This window comes from Pseudomonas sp. GL-R-19, assembly GCF_019956375.1.
Lineage (GTDB): Bacteria > Pseudomonadota > Gammaproteobacteria > Pseudomonadales > Pseudomonadaceae > Aquipseudomonas.
The window spans coordinates 38,839-56,962 of sequence record NZ_JAHBDJ010000002.1; the positions used below are offsets into that span (position 1 = coordinate 38,839).

General features: G+C 59.8%; 9 protein-coding genes. 5 read left to right on the forward strand and 4 right to left on the reverse strand.

The window, feature by feature from the left end; all coding sequences use genetic code 11:
* Positions 1 to 262 precede the first annotated feature (262 nt).
* Both KGA83_RS00905 and KGA83_RS00910 read left to right on the forward strand, forming a co-directional pair.
* A complete protein-coding gene (locus tag KGA83_RS00905) occupies positions 263 to 2,380 on the forward strand; it encodes a putative bifunctional diguanylate cyclase/phosphodiesterase (RefSeq protein WP_223527694.1) in 2,118 nt (705 codons plus the stop codon).
* 85 nt (positions 2,381 to 2,465) lie between these two features.
* Positions 2,466 to 3,212, forward strand: coding sequence for an SDR family oxidoreductase (locus KGA83_RS00910; protein WP_108215826.1), 747 nt, complete (start codon positions 2,466 to 2,468; stop codon positions 3,210 to 3,212).
* A gap of 153 nt (positions 3,213 to 3,365) precedes the next feature.
* Here KGA83_RS00910 and mapR read toward each other — a convergent pair whose 3' ends face one another.
* From mapR to KGA83_RS00925, 3 genes are all read right to left on the reverse strand, one after another.
* Positions 3,366 to 4,775 (reverse strand): GntR family transcriptional regulator MpaR, encoded by a 1,410-nt coding sequence (gene mapR / locus KGA83_RS00915; RefSeq protein ID WP_108215825.1) that lies wholly within the window; start codon positions 4,773 to 4,775, stop codon positions 3,366 to 3,368.
* 144 nt (positions 4,776 to 4,919) lie between these two features.
* Entirely contained in the window at positions 4,920 to 6,332 is a 1,413-nt protein-coding gene (gene ccoG, locus KGA83_RS00920; protein WP_108215824.1) for a cytochrome c oxidase accessory protein CcoG, read from the reverse strand.
* A gap of 224 nt (positions 6,333 to 6,556) precedes the next feature.
* Positions 6,557 to 6,805 (reverse strand): hypothetical protein, encoded by a 249-nt coding sequence (locus tag KGA83_RS00925; RefSeq protein ID WP_146176378.1) that lies wholly within the window; start codon positions 6,803 to 6,805, stop codon positions 6,557 to 6,559.
* A 540-nt stretch (positions 6,806 to 7,345) separates the two neighbouring features.
* On the opposite strand from KGA83_RS00925, the gene KGA83_RS00930 reads away from it, so the two are divergent.
* The 3 genes from KGA83_RS00930 to glgB all read left to right on the forward strand — a co-directional run bounded on the left by KGA83_RS00930 (position 7,346) and on the right by glgB (position 15,100).
* Positions 7,346 to 9,343, forward strand: a complete 1,998-nt coding sequence (locus tag KGA83_RS00930; protein ID WP_223527695.1) for an alpha-1,4-glucan--maltose-1-phosphate maltosyltransferase — start codon at positions 7,346 to 7,348, stop codon at positions 9,341 to 9,343.
* A gap of 181 nt (positions 9,344 to 9,524) precedes the next feature.
* A complete protein-coding gene (gene treS / locus KGA83_RS00935; RefSeq protein WP_223527697.1) occupies positions 9,525 to 12,866 on the forward strand; it encodes a maltose alpha-D-glucosyltransferase in 3,342 nt (1,113 codons plus the stop codon).
* Between the two features lie 2 nt (positions 12,867 to 12,868).
* A complete protein-coding gene (glgB, locus tag KGA83_RS00940) occupies positions 12,869 to 15,100 on the forward strand; it encodes a 1,4-alpha-glucan branching protein GlgB (protein WP_223527699.1) in 2,232 nt (743 codons plus the stop codon).
* Positions 15,101 to 15,172: 72 nt separating this feature from the next.
* Here the strand turns inward: glgB and KGA83_RS00945 are convergent, their stop codons facing one another.
* On the reverse strand, positions 15,173 to 18,046 hold the full coding sequence (locus KGA83_RS00945; protein ID WP_223527701.1) for an RHS repeat domain-containing protein: 2,874 nt from the start codon (positions 18,044 to 18,046) through the stop codon (positions 15,173 to 15,175).
* Positions 18,047 to 18,124 lie beyond the last annotated feature (78 nt).

The window sequence follows — 18,124 nt, forward strand, 5'->3', positions numbered from 1 at the left end:
GGCCGCTCCGCAGCCCAGCGGGAGCAAGCTCCCTCGCCACAATAGTGCATTCGCTATTGACGCACGTGTCTGGCACGGTAATCCAAGCCTCGAGTCCGGGTATGCCAGAGTTAATGTAAAACCTTAAAACAAGCGTTTCATCGGACTGATGGCCCTTTGCTCATTTTGTGAGTGCGTTCTCATTTGGAATCAGTACAATCGCCGCATTTGCCCCCCCAGCGAGAATCAATACCAACAAGGGGGGCATGCACGAGAAGTCCCCATGTCCATCGGTAGCTATTCCCCCACCCTGGTTATCATTTCGCTCTGTGTCGCGATTCTCGCCTCATACACCGCACTCGACCTGACCGGACGCATTGCCACCGCCAAAGGCCGCGCCGTGCATTTGTGGACCGCGGGCGGGGCGGTTGCCATGGGCATCGGCATCTGGTCGATGCACTTTATCGGCATGCTCGCGTTCAAGTTGCCGATCGATCTGGGCTACGACGGCACGATCACCCTGTTGTCGCTGCTGATTGGCGTGCTCTCCAGCGGTTTTGCACTGTGGCTGGTCAGCCAACCGCAATTGCCCGCCTGGCAGCTGGCCTTCGGCGCGTTAGTCATGGGCGCCGGCATCAGTGCGATGCACTACACCGGCATGGCCGCTATGCGCATGCAACCGGGCATCGACTACGATCCGACGTTGTTCGGCGCTTCGCTTCTGATCGCGGTCGGTGCATCGGGCGCGGCATTGTGGATTGCTTTCCGCCTGCGCCAGCACACGCCCTATGTCCGTCTGATCCGTGGTGGTGCCGCCGTGATCATGGGTATCGCCATCGTCGGCATGCACTACACCGGCATGGCCGCCGCACGCTTTGCCGATGGCAGTTTTTGCGGGGCGGCGGTCAATGGCCTGAGCGGCAAGGGCCTGGACAATCTGGTGCTGGTCACCACGCTGGCGGTGCTGAGCATCGCTTTGCTGACCTCGATCCTCGATGCGCGCCTGGAGGCCCGCACCGCGAGCCTGGCCGAGTCGCTGACCGAGGCCAACCGTGAACTGACCCAACTGGCTCTGCATGACACCCTGACCGGGTTGCCGAACCGGATGTTGCTTGCCGATCGTATCGATCAGGCCATGTCGCGGGTCCGGGAACAGGGTGGCTGCTTTGCCCTGATGTTCATCGATCTGGACGGCTTCAAACCGGTCAACGATGCCTTTGGTCACCATATGGGTGATTTGCTGTTGCGCGAAGTGGCCGTGCGCCTGCGCGAAGACTTGCGCAGCCAGGACACCCTGGCGCGGATCGGCGGCGATGAGTTCGTGTTGCTGGTGCAATTGAGCGAACAGAACGACGCCTTGAGCCTCGCGGCCCGTCAGGTCGGGCTGATCGCGCGGACGTTCCGGGTTGCCGAACATGATTTGCACATTTCCGCCAGCGTCGGCATCGCGCTCTACCCCGGTAATGGGCAGTCCGCCCACGAGTTGCTGATGAACGCCGACGCGGCGATGTATCACGCCAAGGGCGCGGGTAAAAACGGCTACAGTTTTTTCGATGCCTCGATGAACAGCAACGCCCGCAAACAGCTGCAATTGCTGCAGGACTTGCGCAATGCCGTGGAACAACAGGAATTCAGCCTGTATTACCAGCCCAAGTTCGACGCCGCCAATGGCCGTCCGGTGGGCGCCGAGGCCTTGTTGCGCTGGGAGCACCCGACGCAAGGGCTGCTGTTACCGGACAAATTCATCGAAATGGCGGAAAAAACCGGCCTGATCATCCCGATTGGCGAGTGGGTGCTCAACGAAGCCTGCCGCCAGATGCGCGAGTGGTACGTGTCGGGCTACACCGATTGGCGCATTGCGGTGAACCTTTCGGCTATCCAGTTCTGTCATTCCGGGCTGGTCCAGAGCGTCGCCAAAGCGCTGGCGACACACCAACTGCCGGCCAACAGCCTGACCCTGGAAATCACCGAAACCACGGCCATGAGCGATGCCGATGCGAGCATGACGGTGCTTCAGGAACTGTCGGAAATGGGCGTCGACCTGTCCATCGACGATTTTGGTACTGGCTATTCGAGTTTGATGTACCTCAAGCGCCTGCCGGCCAACGAACTGAAGATCGACCGCGGTTTTGTCCGCGACCTGGAGCACGACAGCGATGACGCCGCCATCGTTTCGGCCATCGTCGCCCTCGGCCAGGCGCTGGGGTTGCGCATCGTCGCCGAAGGTGTGGAGACGGGCGTGCAGCAGGACTTCCTGACGCAGCTCGGTTGCGATTCGTTGCAGGGGTACCTGCTGGGGCATCCGTTGCCGGCCGCAGGCTTCATGGTGGAAATCCATCGCGGGGAGCAATTGGTCGAGCAGTTGAAAGCCAGTGCCGAGCGCGAAATGTCGATGACATGACAGCTGACGTGAAGCCATGCAAAAACCGTCAATGGCGGTTATTCTTGCCCCCGACCGCTTTAGCTTTGATTGGGGGAAAGCTCGCATGGACAAAGTCATCATCATCACCGGCGGTAGCCGCGGCATTGGTGCCGCCACCGCTCTGTTGGCCGCCGCGCAGGGCTATCGGATCTGCATCAACTACCAGGCCGACGAACAGGCTGCACTCGGCGTGCTCGAGCAAGTCCGCGCCCTCGGTGCGCAAGCCATTGCGGTGCGGGCCGACGTCAGCATCGAAGACGAAGTCATCGCGCTGTTCCATCGGGTGGACAGTGAACTGGGCCGGGTCACCGCGCTGGTGAACAACGCCGGTACCGTCGGGCAGAAGTCCCGGGTCGACGAGATGTCCGAGTTCCGCATTCTCAAAATCATGAAAACCAACGTCCTGGCGCCGATCCTCTGTGCCAAGCACGCGATCCTGCGCATGTCGCCCAGGCACGGCGGGCAGGGCGGCAGCATTGTCAACGTGTCTTCGGTGGCCTCGCGTTTGGGCTCGCCCAACGAGTACGTCGACTACGCCGCCTCCAAAGGTGCGCTGGACACCTTCACCATCGGCCTGTCCAAGGAAGTGGCGGGCGAGGGGATTCGGGTCAACGCTGTGCGCCCGGGCTACATCTACACCGATTTCCATGCCTTGAGCGGTGATCCGGATCGGGTCAGCAAAATGGAATCGGCGATTCCGATGGCCCGGGGCGGGCGTCCGGATGAGGTGGCGGAGGCGATTGTCTGGTTGCTGTCGGACAAGGCTTCTTATGCGACGGGGACGTTTGTTGATCTTGGTGGTGGGCGTTAACGCTTCAGTTTTGTGTTGTTGGATATGGCCTCATCGCGAGCAGGCTCGCTCCCACAGCGGATATCCAGTGTTCACAGATATTGTGTACACGGATAAACCCTTGTGGGAGCGAGCCTGCTCGCGAAGGCGATAGTGCAAGGCACCCTCTAACCATCAAAACGACCGCACAATCCGCCCCAACGTCTCCATCGCCTTCTCCGCAGCCTCATCCCACGGGCTGCCATAATTCAACCGAATACAATTCCTGAACCGCTGCGTCGGCGAAAAGATCGGCCCCGGCGCGATGCTGATGCCTTGGGCCAGCGCCATCTGAAACAACTTCAGCGAATCCATCTGTTCCGGCAATTCCAGCCACAAAAAGTACCCGCCCGCCGGTTGGCTGACCCGCGTTTGCGCGGGGAAATAGCGGGCGATGGCGGCGAGCATGGCGCTTTGCTGGTCTTCCAGCGCATGGCGCAATTTACGCAGGTGCCGGTCGTAGCCGCCGTGTTGCAGGTAATCGGCGATGGCGGCCTGGGCCGGCATCGAGGCACAGAGTGAGGTCATGAGTTTCAGTCGTTCGATTTTCTGCGCATAGCGCCCGGCGGCGACCCAGCCGATGCGGTAGCCGGGGGCCAGGCTTTTGGCGAACGAGCCGCAGTGCATCACCAGGCCCTCGGTATCAAAGGCCTTGGCCGGTTTAGGTGCTTGCTGGCCGTAATACAGTTCGGCGTAGACGTCGTCTTCGATCAGCGGCACCTGGTGGCGGCGCAACAACTCCACAAGCTGCTGTTTCTTGGCCTCGGGCACAGTCGCGCCCATGGGGTTCTGGAAGCTGGTCATGCACCAGCAGGCCTTGATCGGATGGCGCTCCAGGGTTTGCTCGAGCACACCGAGGTCGATGCCGTCGCGCGGGTGCACGGGGATTTCCACGGCCTTGAGCTTCAGGCGTTCGAGCACTTGCAGGCAGGCATAGAACGCCGGGGCTTCGATGGCCACCAGGTCGCCGGGTTGGGTCACCGCTTGCAGGCACAGGTTGAGGGCTTCCAGCGCGCCGTTGGTGATCAGCAGTTCTTCCATGGGCAGCATCAGTCCGCCGACCATGTAGCGCAGGGCGATTTGCCTACGCAGTTGCGGGTTGCCCGGCGACATGTCGGTGACCACCATGCGCGGGTCCATTGCGCGGCTGGCGCTGGCCAGGGAGCGGGACAAGCGTTGCAGGGGAAACAGCGTCGGGCTGGGGAACGCCGAGCCGAAGGGCACAGTGTTCGGGTCCTTGATCGAGTCGAGCACCGAGAACACCAGTTCGCTGACGTCGACTTCCGTGGATTCGTTGACCTGATTGCTGATCACCGGTTCGGAAAACGGTCGGGTTGCATGAGCGTTGACGAAGTAGCCGGAACGCGGGCGAGCGCGGATCAGCCCGCGACGTTCCAGCAGGTAGTAGGCCTGGAACACCGTCGACGGGCTGACGCCGTAGGTCTGGCTGGCGTAGCGCACCGAGGGTACACGCTGGCCCGGGCCGAGGACGCCGGAGCGGATCAGTTCTGCGATGTCGTCGGCGAATTTTTCGTAGCGTTTCATCAAAAGCCCGGTTGGGTGTCATTTGGAGAAAGGGGATGGTCGTACCGCCAAGATCGCAGCCTTCGGCAGCTCCTACAATGGATCGGCTTGCGTGCGTAGGAGCTGCCGAAGGCTGCGATCTTTAAAGCTCTGTATCTTAAAGGTTCAGCGATTCATCGGCGCAACAAACCGGCTCTTCGCCACGCTGTAGATGTCGGGCTCATCGTGGTCGACCACCTTGAAGCCGATGCTCTGTGAGCTACTGGCCGGACGTTGCGAGAGCATCGCCACCGACACCGGCACATCGACAATCTCGCCCGGTGCCAGGCTCAACCCGGTCTTGCCCCGCAACTCGAAACCATCGGCATCGACCAGGCTCAATTGATAGTCCTGACGCTGCTGGGTCTTGTTGATCACCTTCAGACTGTAGATGTTTTCGATCTGCCCCTGGCTGTTCTCGCGGAACAACCCTCTGTCCTTGCTGACGTCGAGCGACACCATCGGCCGTTCCACCAGCGCCATCACCAGGGCGGCGATCATCACCAGCAGCACGGCGGTGTAGCCGATCAGGCGCGGACGCAGCAGGTGGGTCTTGCCACCCTGCAACTGATGCTCGGAGGTATAGCTGATCAATCCTGGGGCGTAGCCCATCTTGTCCATGATCGAATCGCAGGCGTCGATGCACGCGGCGCAACCGATGCATTCCATCTGCAAGCCATCGCGAATGTCGATGCCGGTCGGGCAGACCTGTACGCAGAGCTGGCAATCGATGCAATCGCCCAAACCGACCTCGGCGGGCTTGACTTCCCGTTTGCGCGGGCCACGGTTTTCGCCCCGGGCCACGTCGTAGGAAATGGTCAGGGTGTCCTTGTCGAACATCACGCTCTGGAACCGCGCGTAGGGGCACATGTGCATGCACACCGCTTCACGCAGCCAACCGGCATTGATGTAGGTGGCGCCGGTAAAAAACAGCATCCAGAACAGGCTGACGCCGCTCATTTGCAAGCTCAGCAGCTCTTCGGCCAACGGCCGGATCGGCGTGAAGTAGCCGACGAAGGTCAGACCGGTCAGCAGGCTGATGACCAGCCACAAGGTGTGCTTGGCCGCGCGCCGCATCAGTTTGTTCAGGCCCCACGGCGCGGCTTGCAACTTGATCCGCTGGTTGCGCTCGCCCTCGGTGATCTTCTCGCACCACATGAAGATCCAGGTCCACGAACTTTGCGGGCAGGTGTAGCCGCACCAGACCCGTCCCGCGAACACGGTGATCGCAAACAGGCCGAAGGCGGCAATGATCAACAGCGCCGACAGCAGGATGAAGTCCTGCGGCCAGAAGGTCGCGCCGAAGATATGGAATTTGCTTTCGGAAAGATCCCAGAGCACCGCCTGACGACCGCCCCAGTTCAACCACACGGTGCCGAAAAACAGCAAAAACAGAAAACCCGCACCACTGATGCGCAGATTGCGGAACAGCCCGGTGAAGCTGCGGGTGTGGATGTGGTTGTCGCTGGATTTGGCCTTCATCTTAGGACGCGAAGGCTCGAAGGTTTCTACGGTTCGGACGGGGATTCTCTCGCTCATGGTCTTTCGCTCATCAGCCTCCATCAGGCATGAGCACTATGAGTGGCGATCTGTTTGCATAACAGACTCAGGTATTGCATTAAAAAGCGGATCAGATGGTGCTGGGCGCACGGCCTGCGACAACTTGAAGCACCTGCCGCAGTTGAGCGCAGGAGGCTATCTAAAACAGCGGCGGCAGGCGCTGATCAATCCCGGTCAAATCACCGAATCACTGTCGGTGGCTTTCAAGTGCCGGCGTCCAACCACCGCCCTGTCAGCGGAGGTTTTTCACAGCCTGATTCCTGCTCGTTGCTCGGGGTTAGTGAGAGTTCGTGCTGGTTGTAGTCAATATCACCGTGCAGCAGATGATTCTCCAGCTCCCTGATGATTGAGCTTCTGGTTGATGGTTCCGAGGGGGTGCGTTCGGCTTCGAAGCAAAGAAATTCGTAGTTGAATATTTTCAAAGGGAGGCCAGCCGTCGATTGGTCGTTCACGGTTGAGCGCGTGGTGCTGTGCGCTAGCGTTGTCTGTGAGTTCGCTGACGCTGGAAAAAAACACTTTCATGGCTGGCCACGCTCAAGGCTGACGGAGTGATGGCTATATAAGGCGTGGGATATGCGTTTCGTAAAGTGTCGGGCGGGCAGATTTGCCGCTTTAGGATCGGTACTACGTGTTCTTGGGAAGAGTCATACATTTTTTATGAGCTTGCCTGCTTTCGACGCAGGAGCGATCAACTGTCTTCATGACGGATTCACAATCACCGGCGGCATCGTCGTTGGCGGTTCTTCCCTTGGCGGCAGGATCGTGCCAGCAATGGATTGTTCAAACCTCAAGTGGCACATGGCGTGAGTCGTGCTTAAGTAGGTGGACTGGTGGGTTGACCATTGCCCGAAAGACTTGATTGCGCAAATTGCAGATGAAACTTTCCCGGCGACTGTCGCTCGGAACCTAAGTGAGTGCTTCCCGGGGCGGACAGTCCAGCGGGATGGCGACCAGACACACGCGCGTCCATGGGGCGTCAGGAGAGAGGCTCGATGACGGATGAAAAACCGACTGAGTTGAGCTACAACCCGCACATGCCGCTGTCGCAGGCGTTGTTGCTGCCGCGTATCGTCATGGAAAACATCATGCCGACCCTTGAAGGCGGGCAGTTCGCGGTCAAGGCCGTGGTGGGGCAGGACATGGTGGTGACCGCCAAGGTGTTTGCCGACGGGCATGACAAACTCGGGGTTCGCGTACGCTGGCGGGCCGAGGACGAGGACGTCTGGCAAAGTGCGGCCATGCACGATCTGGGCAACAACGGTTGGCAAGGGCAGTTCCGTGTCGAGAGCCAGGGCCGTTATCTGTTCTGTATCGAAGCCTGGATCGATCAGTTCGCCAGTTTTTGCTACGAACTGGAAAAGAAACATGCGGCCGCGGTGCCCGTCAGCCTGGAGCTGCAGGAAGGGCGAATTCAAGTGCAACAAGCCGCCGAACGCAGCGAAGGGCCACTCAGCGAGCAACTGGCGGCCTTGCACCATGAACTGTCAGGACTGCTCGAAGCCGAGCAGGTCGCGCTGTTTTTGCACCCGCGTAGTGCCGACCTCATGGCTCGCGCCAATCATCGTGCTTTCCTGAGCCTGAGCCCGGAGTACCCGGTGGATGTGGAGCGCGAACTGGCGCAGTTCGCCAGTTGGTATGAATTGTTCCCGCGTTCGATCACCGACAGTCCGGCGCGCCATGGCACCTTCAATGACGTGCATTCACGGCTGGCGATGATTCAGGACATGGGCTTCGACGTGCTGTATTTCCCGCCGATCCACCCGATCGGGCGCAGCTACCGTAAAGGCCCGAACAACTCCCTGACGGCGAGCCCCGATGATCCGGGCAGCCCCTATGCGATTGGTAGCGAGGAGGGCGGCCACGAGGCGATTCACTCGCAGTTGGGTACCCGCGAAGACTTCCGGCGACTGGTGGCGGCCGCCGCGGCCCATGGCCTGGAAATCGCCCTCGACTTTGCCATCCAGTGTTCCCAGGACCACCCTTGGCTCAAGCAACACCCCGGCTGGTTCAACTGGCGGCCGGACGGCACGATCAAATATGCCGAGAACCCACCGAAGAAATACCAGGACATCGTCAACGTCGACTTCTATGCCCCCGAGGCGATTCCGAGCCTGTGGGTGGAACTGCGCGACATCGTGGTGGGCTGGGTCGAGGAGGGTGTGAAGATCTTCCGCGTCGATAACCCGCACACCAAGCCTTTGCCGTTCTGGCAGTGGCTGATCGCCGATGTACGGGCGTTGTACCCCGAGGTGATCTTCCTCGCCGAAGCCTTCACCACCCCGGCAATGATGGCGCGCCTGGGCAAGGTCGGTTATTCCCAGAGCTACACCTATTTCACCTGGCGCAACACCAAGGCCGAACTGGCGAGCTACTTCACTGAACTCAACGAATCGCCATGGCGCGAATGCTACCGGCCGAACTTTTTCGTCAATACGCCGGACATCAACCCGGCGTTCCTCCATGATTCAGGGCGTCCCGGGTTCCTCATCCGCGCCGTGCTGGCGACCATGGGCTCGGGCCTGTGGGGCATGTATTCGGGTTTCGAGTTGTGCGAGTCGGCGCCGGTGCCGGGCAAGGAGGAGTACCTTGACTCCGAGAAGTACGAGATCCGCCCCAGGGACTTCAATGCGCCGGGCAACATCATTGCCGAGATTGCCCAGCTCAACCGCATCCGCAGGCAGAACCCGGCGCTGCACACGCATCTGGGCCTTAAGGTCTACAACGCCTGGAACGACAACATCCTGTACTTCGGCAAACGCAGTTTTGACGGCAGCAATTTCATTCTGGTGGCGGTCAGCCTCGATCCGCACAACGTGCAGGAAGCGAGATTTGAGTTGCCGTTGTGGGAAATGGGCCTGCCCGATGACGCCAGCACCCAGGGCGAAGACCTGATGAATGGCCATCGCTGGACCTGGCACGGCAAGCAGCAGTTCATGCGGATCGACCCGGCGTACCAGCCGTTCGGGATTTGGAGGATTACCGCCTCTTGAGAACACCACAATTTCTGTGGCGAGGGAGCTTGCTCCCGCTCGGCTGCGAAGCAGTCGTAATCCCTTTGAACACGGTGCACCTGTCAAATGGCATAGGGTTGCTCCGCAACCCAGCGGGAGCAAGCTCCCTCGCCACAGAAGTCTCAGCCTGTGGCCAAGTCGAATTCACCAGGAGTTTCACATGGCGAAGAAACCCAAGGCAGCCACGTTCATCAAGGACCCGCTCTGGTACAAGGACGCGGTGATCTATCAAGTTCATGTCAAATCGTATTTCGACTCCAACAACGACGGGATTGGTGACTTTCCCGGCCTCATCGCCAAGCTCGACTACATCGCCGACCTGGGCGTCAACACCATCTGGCTGTTGCCGTTCTACCCCTCGCCACGGCGCGATGACGGTTACGACATCGCCGAGTATCGTGGCGTGCACAGTGACTACGGCACCATGGCCGATGCCAGGCGTTTCATTGCCGAGGCGCACAAACGCGGCCTGCGAGTGATCACCGAACTGGTCATCAACCACACTTCCGACCAGCACCCTTGGTTCCAGCGCGCACGCAAGGCCAAAAAAGGTTCAGCCGCCCGGGACTTCTACGTGTGGTCCGATGACGATCAGAAATACGACGGCACCCGCATCATTTTCATCGACACCGAAAAGTCCAACTGGACCTGGGACCCGGTCGCCGGCCAATACTTCTGGCACCGTTTCTACTCCCACCAACCGGACCTGAACTTCGATAACCCGCAAGTCATGAAGGCGGTGCTGTCGGTGATGCGTTACTGGCTCGACATGGGCATCGACGGCTTGCGCCTGGACGCCATCCCCTACCTGATCGAACGCGACGGCACCAACAACGAGAATCTGCCGGAAACCCACGACGTCCTGAAAAAGATCCGCGCCGAAATCGACGCCAACTACCCCGACCGCATGCTGCTGGCCGAGGCCAATCAATGGCCGGAGGACACACAGCTGTACTTCGGCGACACCGATAAAAAAGGCCTGAACGGCGACGAATGCCACATGGCCTTTCACTTCCCGTTGATGCCGCGCATGTACATGGCGCTGGCCCAGGAAGATCGCTTCCCGATTACCGACATTCTGCGCCAGACCCCGGATATTCCCGCCAATTGTCAGTGGGCAATCTTCCTGCGCAACCACGATGAGCTGACCCTGGAGATGGTCACCGACAAGGAGCGCGACTACCTGTGGAATTACTACGCTGCCGACCGCCGCGCACGGATCAATCTGGGGATTCGCCGCCGTCTGGCACCTTTGGTGGAGCGCGACCGCCGTCGGGTCGAGCTGCTCAACAGCCTGCTACTGTCGATGCCCGGCACGCCGACCCTGTATTACGGCGATGAAATCGGCATGGGCGACAACATCTACCTCGGCGACCGCGACGGCGTGCGTACGCCAATGCAATGGTCCATTGACCGCAACGGCGGTTTCTCCCGCGCCGACCCGGCCAGCCTGGTGCTGCCGCCGATCATGGACCCGCAATATGGCTACCTGTCGGTCAACGTCGAAACCCAGGCCGGCGATCCGCATTCGCTGTTGAACTGGACCCGGCGCATGCTTGCCGTGCGCAAGCAATCCAAGGCCTTCGGGCGCGGTACGTTGAGGATGCTTTCACCCAGCAACCGACGGATTCTGGCCTACACCCGTGAATACACCGGGGTGGATGGCAAGCACGAAGTCATTCTGTGCGTGGCCAATGTGTCGCGCAGTGCCCAGGCCGCCGAGCTGGATTTGTCGGCCTACGTCGGCATGGTGCCGGTGGAAATGCTCGGGGGTAACGCGTTCCCGCCCATTGGCCAGCTGAATTTCCTTCTGACGTTGGCGCCTTACGGCTTTTACTGGTTTGGCCTCGCCGCGGAAAACCAGATGCCGAGCTGGCACGTGGAACCCGCGCAAAGCCTGCCGGACTTCACCACGCTGGTGCTGAAAAAACGCATGGAAGAGCTGCTCGAAGCGCCGTCACGCACCACACTGGAGCAAAGCATCCTGCCGAACTGGTTGCAGAACCGCCGCTGGTTCGCCGGCAAGGACGCTGCCATTCAACAGGTCGATCTGGCCTATGGCGTGCGTTTCGGCGATCCGCAGCATCCGGTGCTGTTCAGTGAGATCAAAGTCACCAGCGCTGGCCAGGTCAGTCGCTACCAGTTGCCGTTCGGCTTTATTTCCGAGGATCAGGTCGGTACTCCGTTGCCGCACCAGTTGGCGTTGTCGCGGGTACGGCGTGGACGTCAGGTTGGCCTGATCACCGATGCCTTCAGCCTGGACACGTTTGTGCATGCCATATTACAGGGCATTCAGGCCGGCACCGTGTTGGCATCCAGTGATGGCGACATTCGCTTCGAGTCCACCGCGGAACTTGAAAAACTCGGCCTCAATGCCGAGTCCCCGGTGCGCTACCTGTCGGCCGAGCAGTCCAACAGCTCGGTGGTGATCGGCAACAGCCTGGTGCTGAAGCTGATCCGCAAGGTTGCCTCAGGCGTGCATCCGGAACTGGAAATGAGCGCGTATCTGACCAACGCCGGGTTCAGCAATATTTCGCCATTGCTGGGTGCGGTGGTGCGCCGGGATGCGGCGGGTGAAGACAACCTGCTGATGATCGCCCAAGGCTATCTGAACAATCAGGGCGACGCCTGGGAGTGGACGCAGAACAACCTCGAGCGGGCGCTGCGCGATGAGCTGGCCGACGCCGTGTCCGAGCAGGAACAACACTACAACGCGCTCGGCGAACTGAAAGATTTCGCCGGTATGCTCGGTCGGCGCCTGGGAGAAATGCATCAGGTACTGGCAGCGCCGAGTGCCAATCCGGACTTCTTGCCGCAGGTCACCACGCCGAAGGAGGCGCTGGCTTCGGCCAGGGATGTCGCGGCGCAAGTCGATCATGCGTTGAACTTGCTCAAGCAGCATAAAAATCAACTGAACCCGGCGGACCAGACTCTGGTCAGCCATTTGCTGGACAACAAAAAAGCCATCCTCGGCCATGTGCAAGCGTTAGGCAAAAAGACTGCGGGTGGCCTGCGCATTCGTGTACACGGCGATCTGCATCTGGGGCAGGTGCTGGTGATCAAGGGCGATGCCTACCTGATCGACTTTGAAGGTGAACCGGCGCGACCATTGCATGAACGACGGGGCAAACACAGTCCGTACAAGGATGTCAGCGGTGTGCTGCGTTCCTTCGACTATGCGGCGGCGATGGCGATCAACGTGCAGAGCGTCGATAACACCGCGACAGCCGCTGCCGCGCGCTTGCGGGTCACCGATCGCTACTCGAGCGAAGCGCGGCAAGCATTTGTCGACGCTTATCGGCTGGCGGCAGCTAGTCTTGCCCATGCATGGCAAGATCCAGAAGGCGAGGATGCCGCGCTGGCGCTGTTCGGTCTGGAGAAGGCGGCGTATGAAGTGGCCTATGAGGCGGAAAATCGCCCCACCTGGTTGCCCGTGCCGTTGCACGGTTTATATGGATTATTGAGTGGGATCAAACCCTTTTCCGATCTTGGTGGAGAGTAGTCATGAGTGTCTCGAACAAGGAACAGGGTCATCACAAAGAAGCGCTGCTGCCCAGCACGCGGGATATCAATGCATTGGTGCGCGCCGAGCATATCGACCCTTTTGCGATTCTCGGCCCGCACGCCGATGGCATGGGCGGGCAGTTCATTCGCGCGTATCTGCCGGGCGCCCTGAGTGTAGAAGTGCTGGCCAGGGACTCGGGCGAAGCGCTTGGGAATCTTGAAGCCACAGCGACACCGGGGTTGTTCGTCGGGCATTTCCAGCGTGTGCAAGCGTATCTGCTGCGCACCCATTGGGCCGGCGGCGAGCAAACGGCCGAAGACCCTTACAGCTTCGGCCCGTTGCTGGGCGAAATGGACTTGTACCTGTTCGCCGAAGGCAATCACCGCGACCTCAGTGCGTGCCTGGGCGCGCAACTCAAGACCGTGGATGGCGTCGACGGCGTGCGTTTCGCTGTGTGGGCGCCGAATGCCCGGCGGGTGTCGGTGGTCGGTGATTTCAACGTCTGGGACGGGCGCCGGCATCCGATGCGCTTGCGTCATCCCACCGGTGTCTGGGAGTTGTTCATCCCGCGGCTGCAAGCCGGGGACACCTACAAATACGAGATTCTCGGCGCCCACGGCATTCTGCCGTTGAAGGCTGATCCCGTGGCACTGGCCACCAGCCTGCCACCAGACACCGCCTCGAAAGTCGCTTCACCCTTGAACGTCGACTGGCAGGATCAGGACTGGATGCTGACCCGGGGCGACCGCCACCGGGTGACTGCGCCCTTGTCGATCTACGAATTGCACGCCGGTTCATGGCAATGTGAGCTGGATGACCTGGGCGAAGTGGCCCGCCAGTACACCTGGCCCGAACTGAGCGAGCGACTGATTCCCTATGTAAAAGACCTGGGTTTTACCCACATCGAACTGATGCCGATCATGGAGCACCCGTTCGGCGGTTCGTGGGGCTATCAGTTGCTGTCGCAATTCGCGCCGAGTGCGCGGTATGGCACGCCGGACGAGTTCGCCGCCTTCGTCAACGCCTGCCATGTGGCCGGGCTCGGGGTGATCCTCGATTGGGTGCCGGCGCATTTCCCCACCGATATCCACGGCCTGGCCCAGTTCGATGGTACGGCGTTGTACGAGTACGGCAACCCGCAGGAAGGTTTCCACCAGGACTGGGACACGCTGATCTATAACCTGGGGCGCACCGAAGTGCACGGCTACATGCTGGCGTCGGCGTTGCACTGGCTCAAGCATTTCCACGTTGACGGCCTGCGGGTCGATGCGGTGGCCTCGATGCTGTACCGCGACTACTCGCGCAAGGCTGGCGAATGGGTACCGAACCGCCATGGCGGGCGGGAGAACCTGGAAGCCATCGACTTCCTGCGCCACCTCAATGACGTAGTGGCCCTCGAAGCGCCCGGTGCGCTGGTGATCGCCGAAGAATCCACCGCCTGGCCGGGCGTCAGCCAGGGCACGCAACAGGGCGGCCTGGGCTTTGCCTACAAATGGAACATGGGCTGGATGCACGATTCGCTGCACTACATCCAGCAAGACCCGGTGTACCGCGCCCATCACCATAACGAGCTGAGTTTCGGCCTGGTGTATGCGTGGTCCGAGCGCTTCATCCTGCCGATCTCCCACGACGAAGTGGTGCACGGCAAACACTCATTGATCGACAAGATGCCCGGCGACCGCTGGCAGAAATTCGCCAACCTGCGGGCCTACCTGAGTTTCATGTGGGCGCATCCGGGCAAGAAACTGCTGTTCATGGGCTGCGAGTTCGGCCAGTGGCGCGAGTGGAACCACGACCAGCAGCTGGACTGGTACCTGTTGCAATACCCCGAGCACAAGGGCGTGCAGAAGCTTGTGGCCGACCTCAACCGCTTGTACCGCGAAGAGCCGGCGCTGCATGAGCAGGACGATGTGCCGCAGGGTTTCCAGTGGCTGATTGGCGATGACGCGATCAACAGCGTTTATGCGTGGCTGCGCTGGAGCAAGGACGGCCGGCCCGTGCTGGTGGTGGCCAACTTTACGCCGGTGCCGCGCGAGGCTTATCGCGTGGGTGTGCCGTTTGCCGGGCAGTGGAGTGAGGTGCTCAACAGCGATTCGTCGATTTATGCTGGTTCCAATTATGGCAACAGTGGCGGGGCAGTGGCCGAGGAAACGCCGAGCCATGGGCAGGGGTTGTCGTTGGTGCTGAATTTGCCGCCGTTGGCGGTGTTGATGTTAAGGCCGGAGGGGTGATTCAGACCTGAAGTAGAAGCTCTGGAGTGAGCCTGCAACCCAGTGCCACACTCCAGCGCTACATTGAATGCTTTAATATGGCATTGCGGTTCGAGTGCCAGTGTGCCCTCGTATCTCTTTAAGGTTAACAACGTATTGGTTCTGGTTGCTCTCGCGTTTTCCGATACTGGTCACTACAAAATCTGCATGCGGTGTAAATACTAAATCTTTTTCACTTTGCACCGAGAGTCTGGAAATTACATTCGAGGCGCTAAACCCTTTAATCGCTATTAGGAGTGGCATAGTTCCATGCATGAATTTTTCAGCAATGCTCTTTTCCTTGGTTACCGAAAGAAAGCTCTTTGAATGAAAGACGGTCCCCTCTTCCTTTGCTGAGATAAGTTTGTCCAGTCCTTCAGCTGATATGTCTTGACCGCGATAATAGGTGGTTGCTGTTGAATTGCTTTGATTGTAGAGTCGGTAGCTAATTTGTTCGGTGTTGTGCAGGTTAAAGCCGTCAGCAATAATTTCGATGAATCTTGCATTGTCCTTGCCAGCCTTTCCAGAAAACTCCTCGTCTCCAACCCGCCTTGTTAATTCACGTAGTACTTCTTTACCGTTAATGGAAATCCGGGATCCCGTTCTCATGGCGCTATTGATTGCTGTTGAACCACGATTTGTGGAATAGATGGCATTGAATTCTTTCATGTAGGTATATTCTTGCGGGGGTTTTCCAAGTTTTTTCTGGGGGACGGTGATGGCGAGATTACTCATGTGTTCGGCAACTCGCTCATCTATTGCACTCATTTCTCTTCGAACTCTTTCTATTGCTTTCGAAACGATTTTCGGGTCATGTCCATTTTCGATATATGTTTCTAACATCGCCTTGAGCGCGAACTCAGAATTTTTGGCGTAAAACTTCTCAAAGCTTTTCGATGCCATTATTTCTCGCGCCATATCTCCATGTGGTGACAACCCGTCCGGGTCATGCAGCGCAACAGGATTATTCCTAACCATCCTGTAAAAATTCAATCCATCAACCGCCCACGCCGGATCCGGATTGATCCACCGCTGCAACCCCGGCGCGTAATACCTGAACCCATAGTAATAAAGCCCTGTCGCATCCCGCTCCTTGCCTGAATAACGCACGGTCTTGTACTTGGCTTCTGTGGCCGAGCGGGCCGCGAAACAAGCCGTGCCGCCATACGGGTAATACCATTCCTGGCTGATCAGGTCGGCGTTCTGGTCCAGTTCCAGTGCGCTGGATTGCAGGTGGTCATTGAGGCTGTAACGCACCTGGTCGTTGGTGACGTTCTCCGGCTTTTGGGCAGCCCAATGCAGCACCTGCACGCTGTTGCTGCCGGCGCTGGCGGTGATCACATGAAAGATTTCCCCGGTGCCGCTGTGAGTACGGATTTCCACGCCGGGCAGGTAACGCACTTCGCTGACCAGTGTGCGTGCGTTGGTCTGGCTTGCACGCAGCTTGCGCACCCGTTGGCCGCCGCCGTCGTAGAGGTAACGTTCATAATCGTCGTTGCCGTCTGCGCGGACGACCGGGCGCACCGTGGACAGCTGATTGCGCAGGTCCCAGCCGAGCGATTGGCCGGCTTGCAACTCACACAGGTTGCCGTTGGCATCGAAACCGACGGCCAGCTCTGCTTCCGTCGGCGGCCGTCCATTACGTTCGGGCAGGCAACGGTTGCTGTATCGGGCACGGGTCAAGGTGCGGCCTTGAGGTTGGGGGCCGGCGTGCACCAGTTCCAGCAAGTTACCGCCCGCGTCGTAGTGATAGGTTTGGGTGTACTGGGCAACCTGGTTGGGGTCGATGGGCAAGGGCTGAAGGTCGGGCAGGGCGGGACCGCCATGCCCTGTCTTTGCCTCCCATCCGGTGCCTTCGATCAATTGATCGAGGGTGTCGTAACAGTAGGTCTTGATCGGTTCGATGCGCTGGTTGTTGAAGTAGCGGATCGGTTGGGCGGCATCTTCGAGGCTCAGCACATTGCCGGCTGCGTCATAACGGTACTTCAGATCCTGCAGCGGCGTGCCGTTGGCTTTGTGGGCGCTCAGGCCGATGAGGCGGCCATCCGCAGGCTCATAGCGGTGGCGGGTGACGACGCCGTTGTCGGCGGTTTCCGACTCGATCTGGCCAGAGGCGTTGTAGCGAAGATCGCTGACCAGCGTCCGTTCTGTCTGGCCTCCACCGGCCAAGGTCAGTCGCGTGTCGCTCAATTCACCGGCGACGGTGTAGGTAAAACGCTGCTGATTACCCAGTGCATCGATTTGCTGGAACAGTTCACCGCTGGCGGCATAGTGCAGCGCGGTGATGGCGCCCTCAGTGGGCTCAAGTAACGCATCGCGGGCGGGCACGCTGTCGGGCCAGTTCACGGGATTGGTTTCGAGCAAAAAATGCCGCGTCTGTTGTAGCAGTGCGCCAGCGATGCCGAGATCATTAAGGTGCAACGTCCCCGCCGGGTCGTCGTGGCGAATCAATTGACCGCACAGATTATGCAAGGCCGCGACGGCATCGACCCCCGCATAGGTGAAGCGCTCAAGCACATGCTCGGTGACATCTTCACCACGTTCATGTACTGCCACCGGCCGCAGCAGTTCATCGAACTCAGTCAGGGAGTGGCTACCGCGCCCGTCCCAAGCCTCGACGCGTTGTCCGGCCCCGCCGTGCAACGCCACCCGCCACCCGGAATCGACGCTGTCACTCGACAACGCTACGCCGGACAAACTGAACACCTGGCTAAGGTTGGCCGGCACCGAGGCATCGTTCTGCGCCAAGGCAAACAGATACGGATCACGGCTGGCCAGCGGCCGCCCGGCGGCATCGAACCGTTGATGCGTCACCCGCGCTTCAAGCGGATCGGCCGCCTGCCGCCGATGGTATTGAATGGCCCTGATCCCCAGGCCACGGGGATCTGAAACCGCAAGAACCGGTGTGCCGTGATGCGCATGGTCCATTAACATCCGTGACGACCTCGATCAGGGTGGCGTGCCCATCACAATGCATCACCGTCAGTGCCATGGAAACTGTAAGAA

What these genes read in the sequence shown, in the direction of transcription:
- KGA83_RS00905 (WP_223527694.1), top strand. Translation starts at nt 263, where the DNA reads ATGTCCATCGGTAGCTATTCCCCCACCCTGGTTATCATTTCGCTCTGT.
- KGA83_RS00910 (WP_108215826.1), top strand. Translation starts at nt 2,466, where the DNA reads ATGGACAAAGTCATCATCATCACCGGCGGTAGCCGCGGCATTGGTGCC.
- mapR (WP_108215825.1), bottom strand. Translation starts at nt 4,775, where the DNA reads ATGAAACGCTACGAAAAATTCGCCGACGACATCGCAGAACTGATCCGC.
- ccoG (WP_108215824.1), bottom strand. Translation starts at nt 6,332, where the DNA reads ATGAGCGAGAGAATCCCCGTCCGAACCGTAGAAACCTTCGAGCCTTCG.
- KGA83_RS00930 (WP_223527695.1), top strand. Translation starts at nt 7,346, where the DNA reads ATGACGGATGAAAAACCGACTGAGTTGAGCTACAACCCGCACATGCCG.
- treS (WP_223527697.1), top strand. Translation starts at nt 9,525, where the DNA reads ATGGCGAAGAAACCCAAGGCAGCCACGTTCATCAAGGACCCGCTCTGG.
- glgB (WP_223527699.1), top strand. Translation starts at nt 12,869, where the DNA reads ATGAGTGTCTCGAACAAGGAACAGGGTCATCACAAAGAAGCGCTGCTG.
- KGA83_RS00945 (WP_223527701.1), bottom strand. Translation starts at nt 18,046, where the DNA reads ATGGACCATGCGCATCACGGCACACCGGTTCTTGCGGTTTCAGATCCC.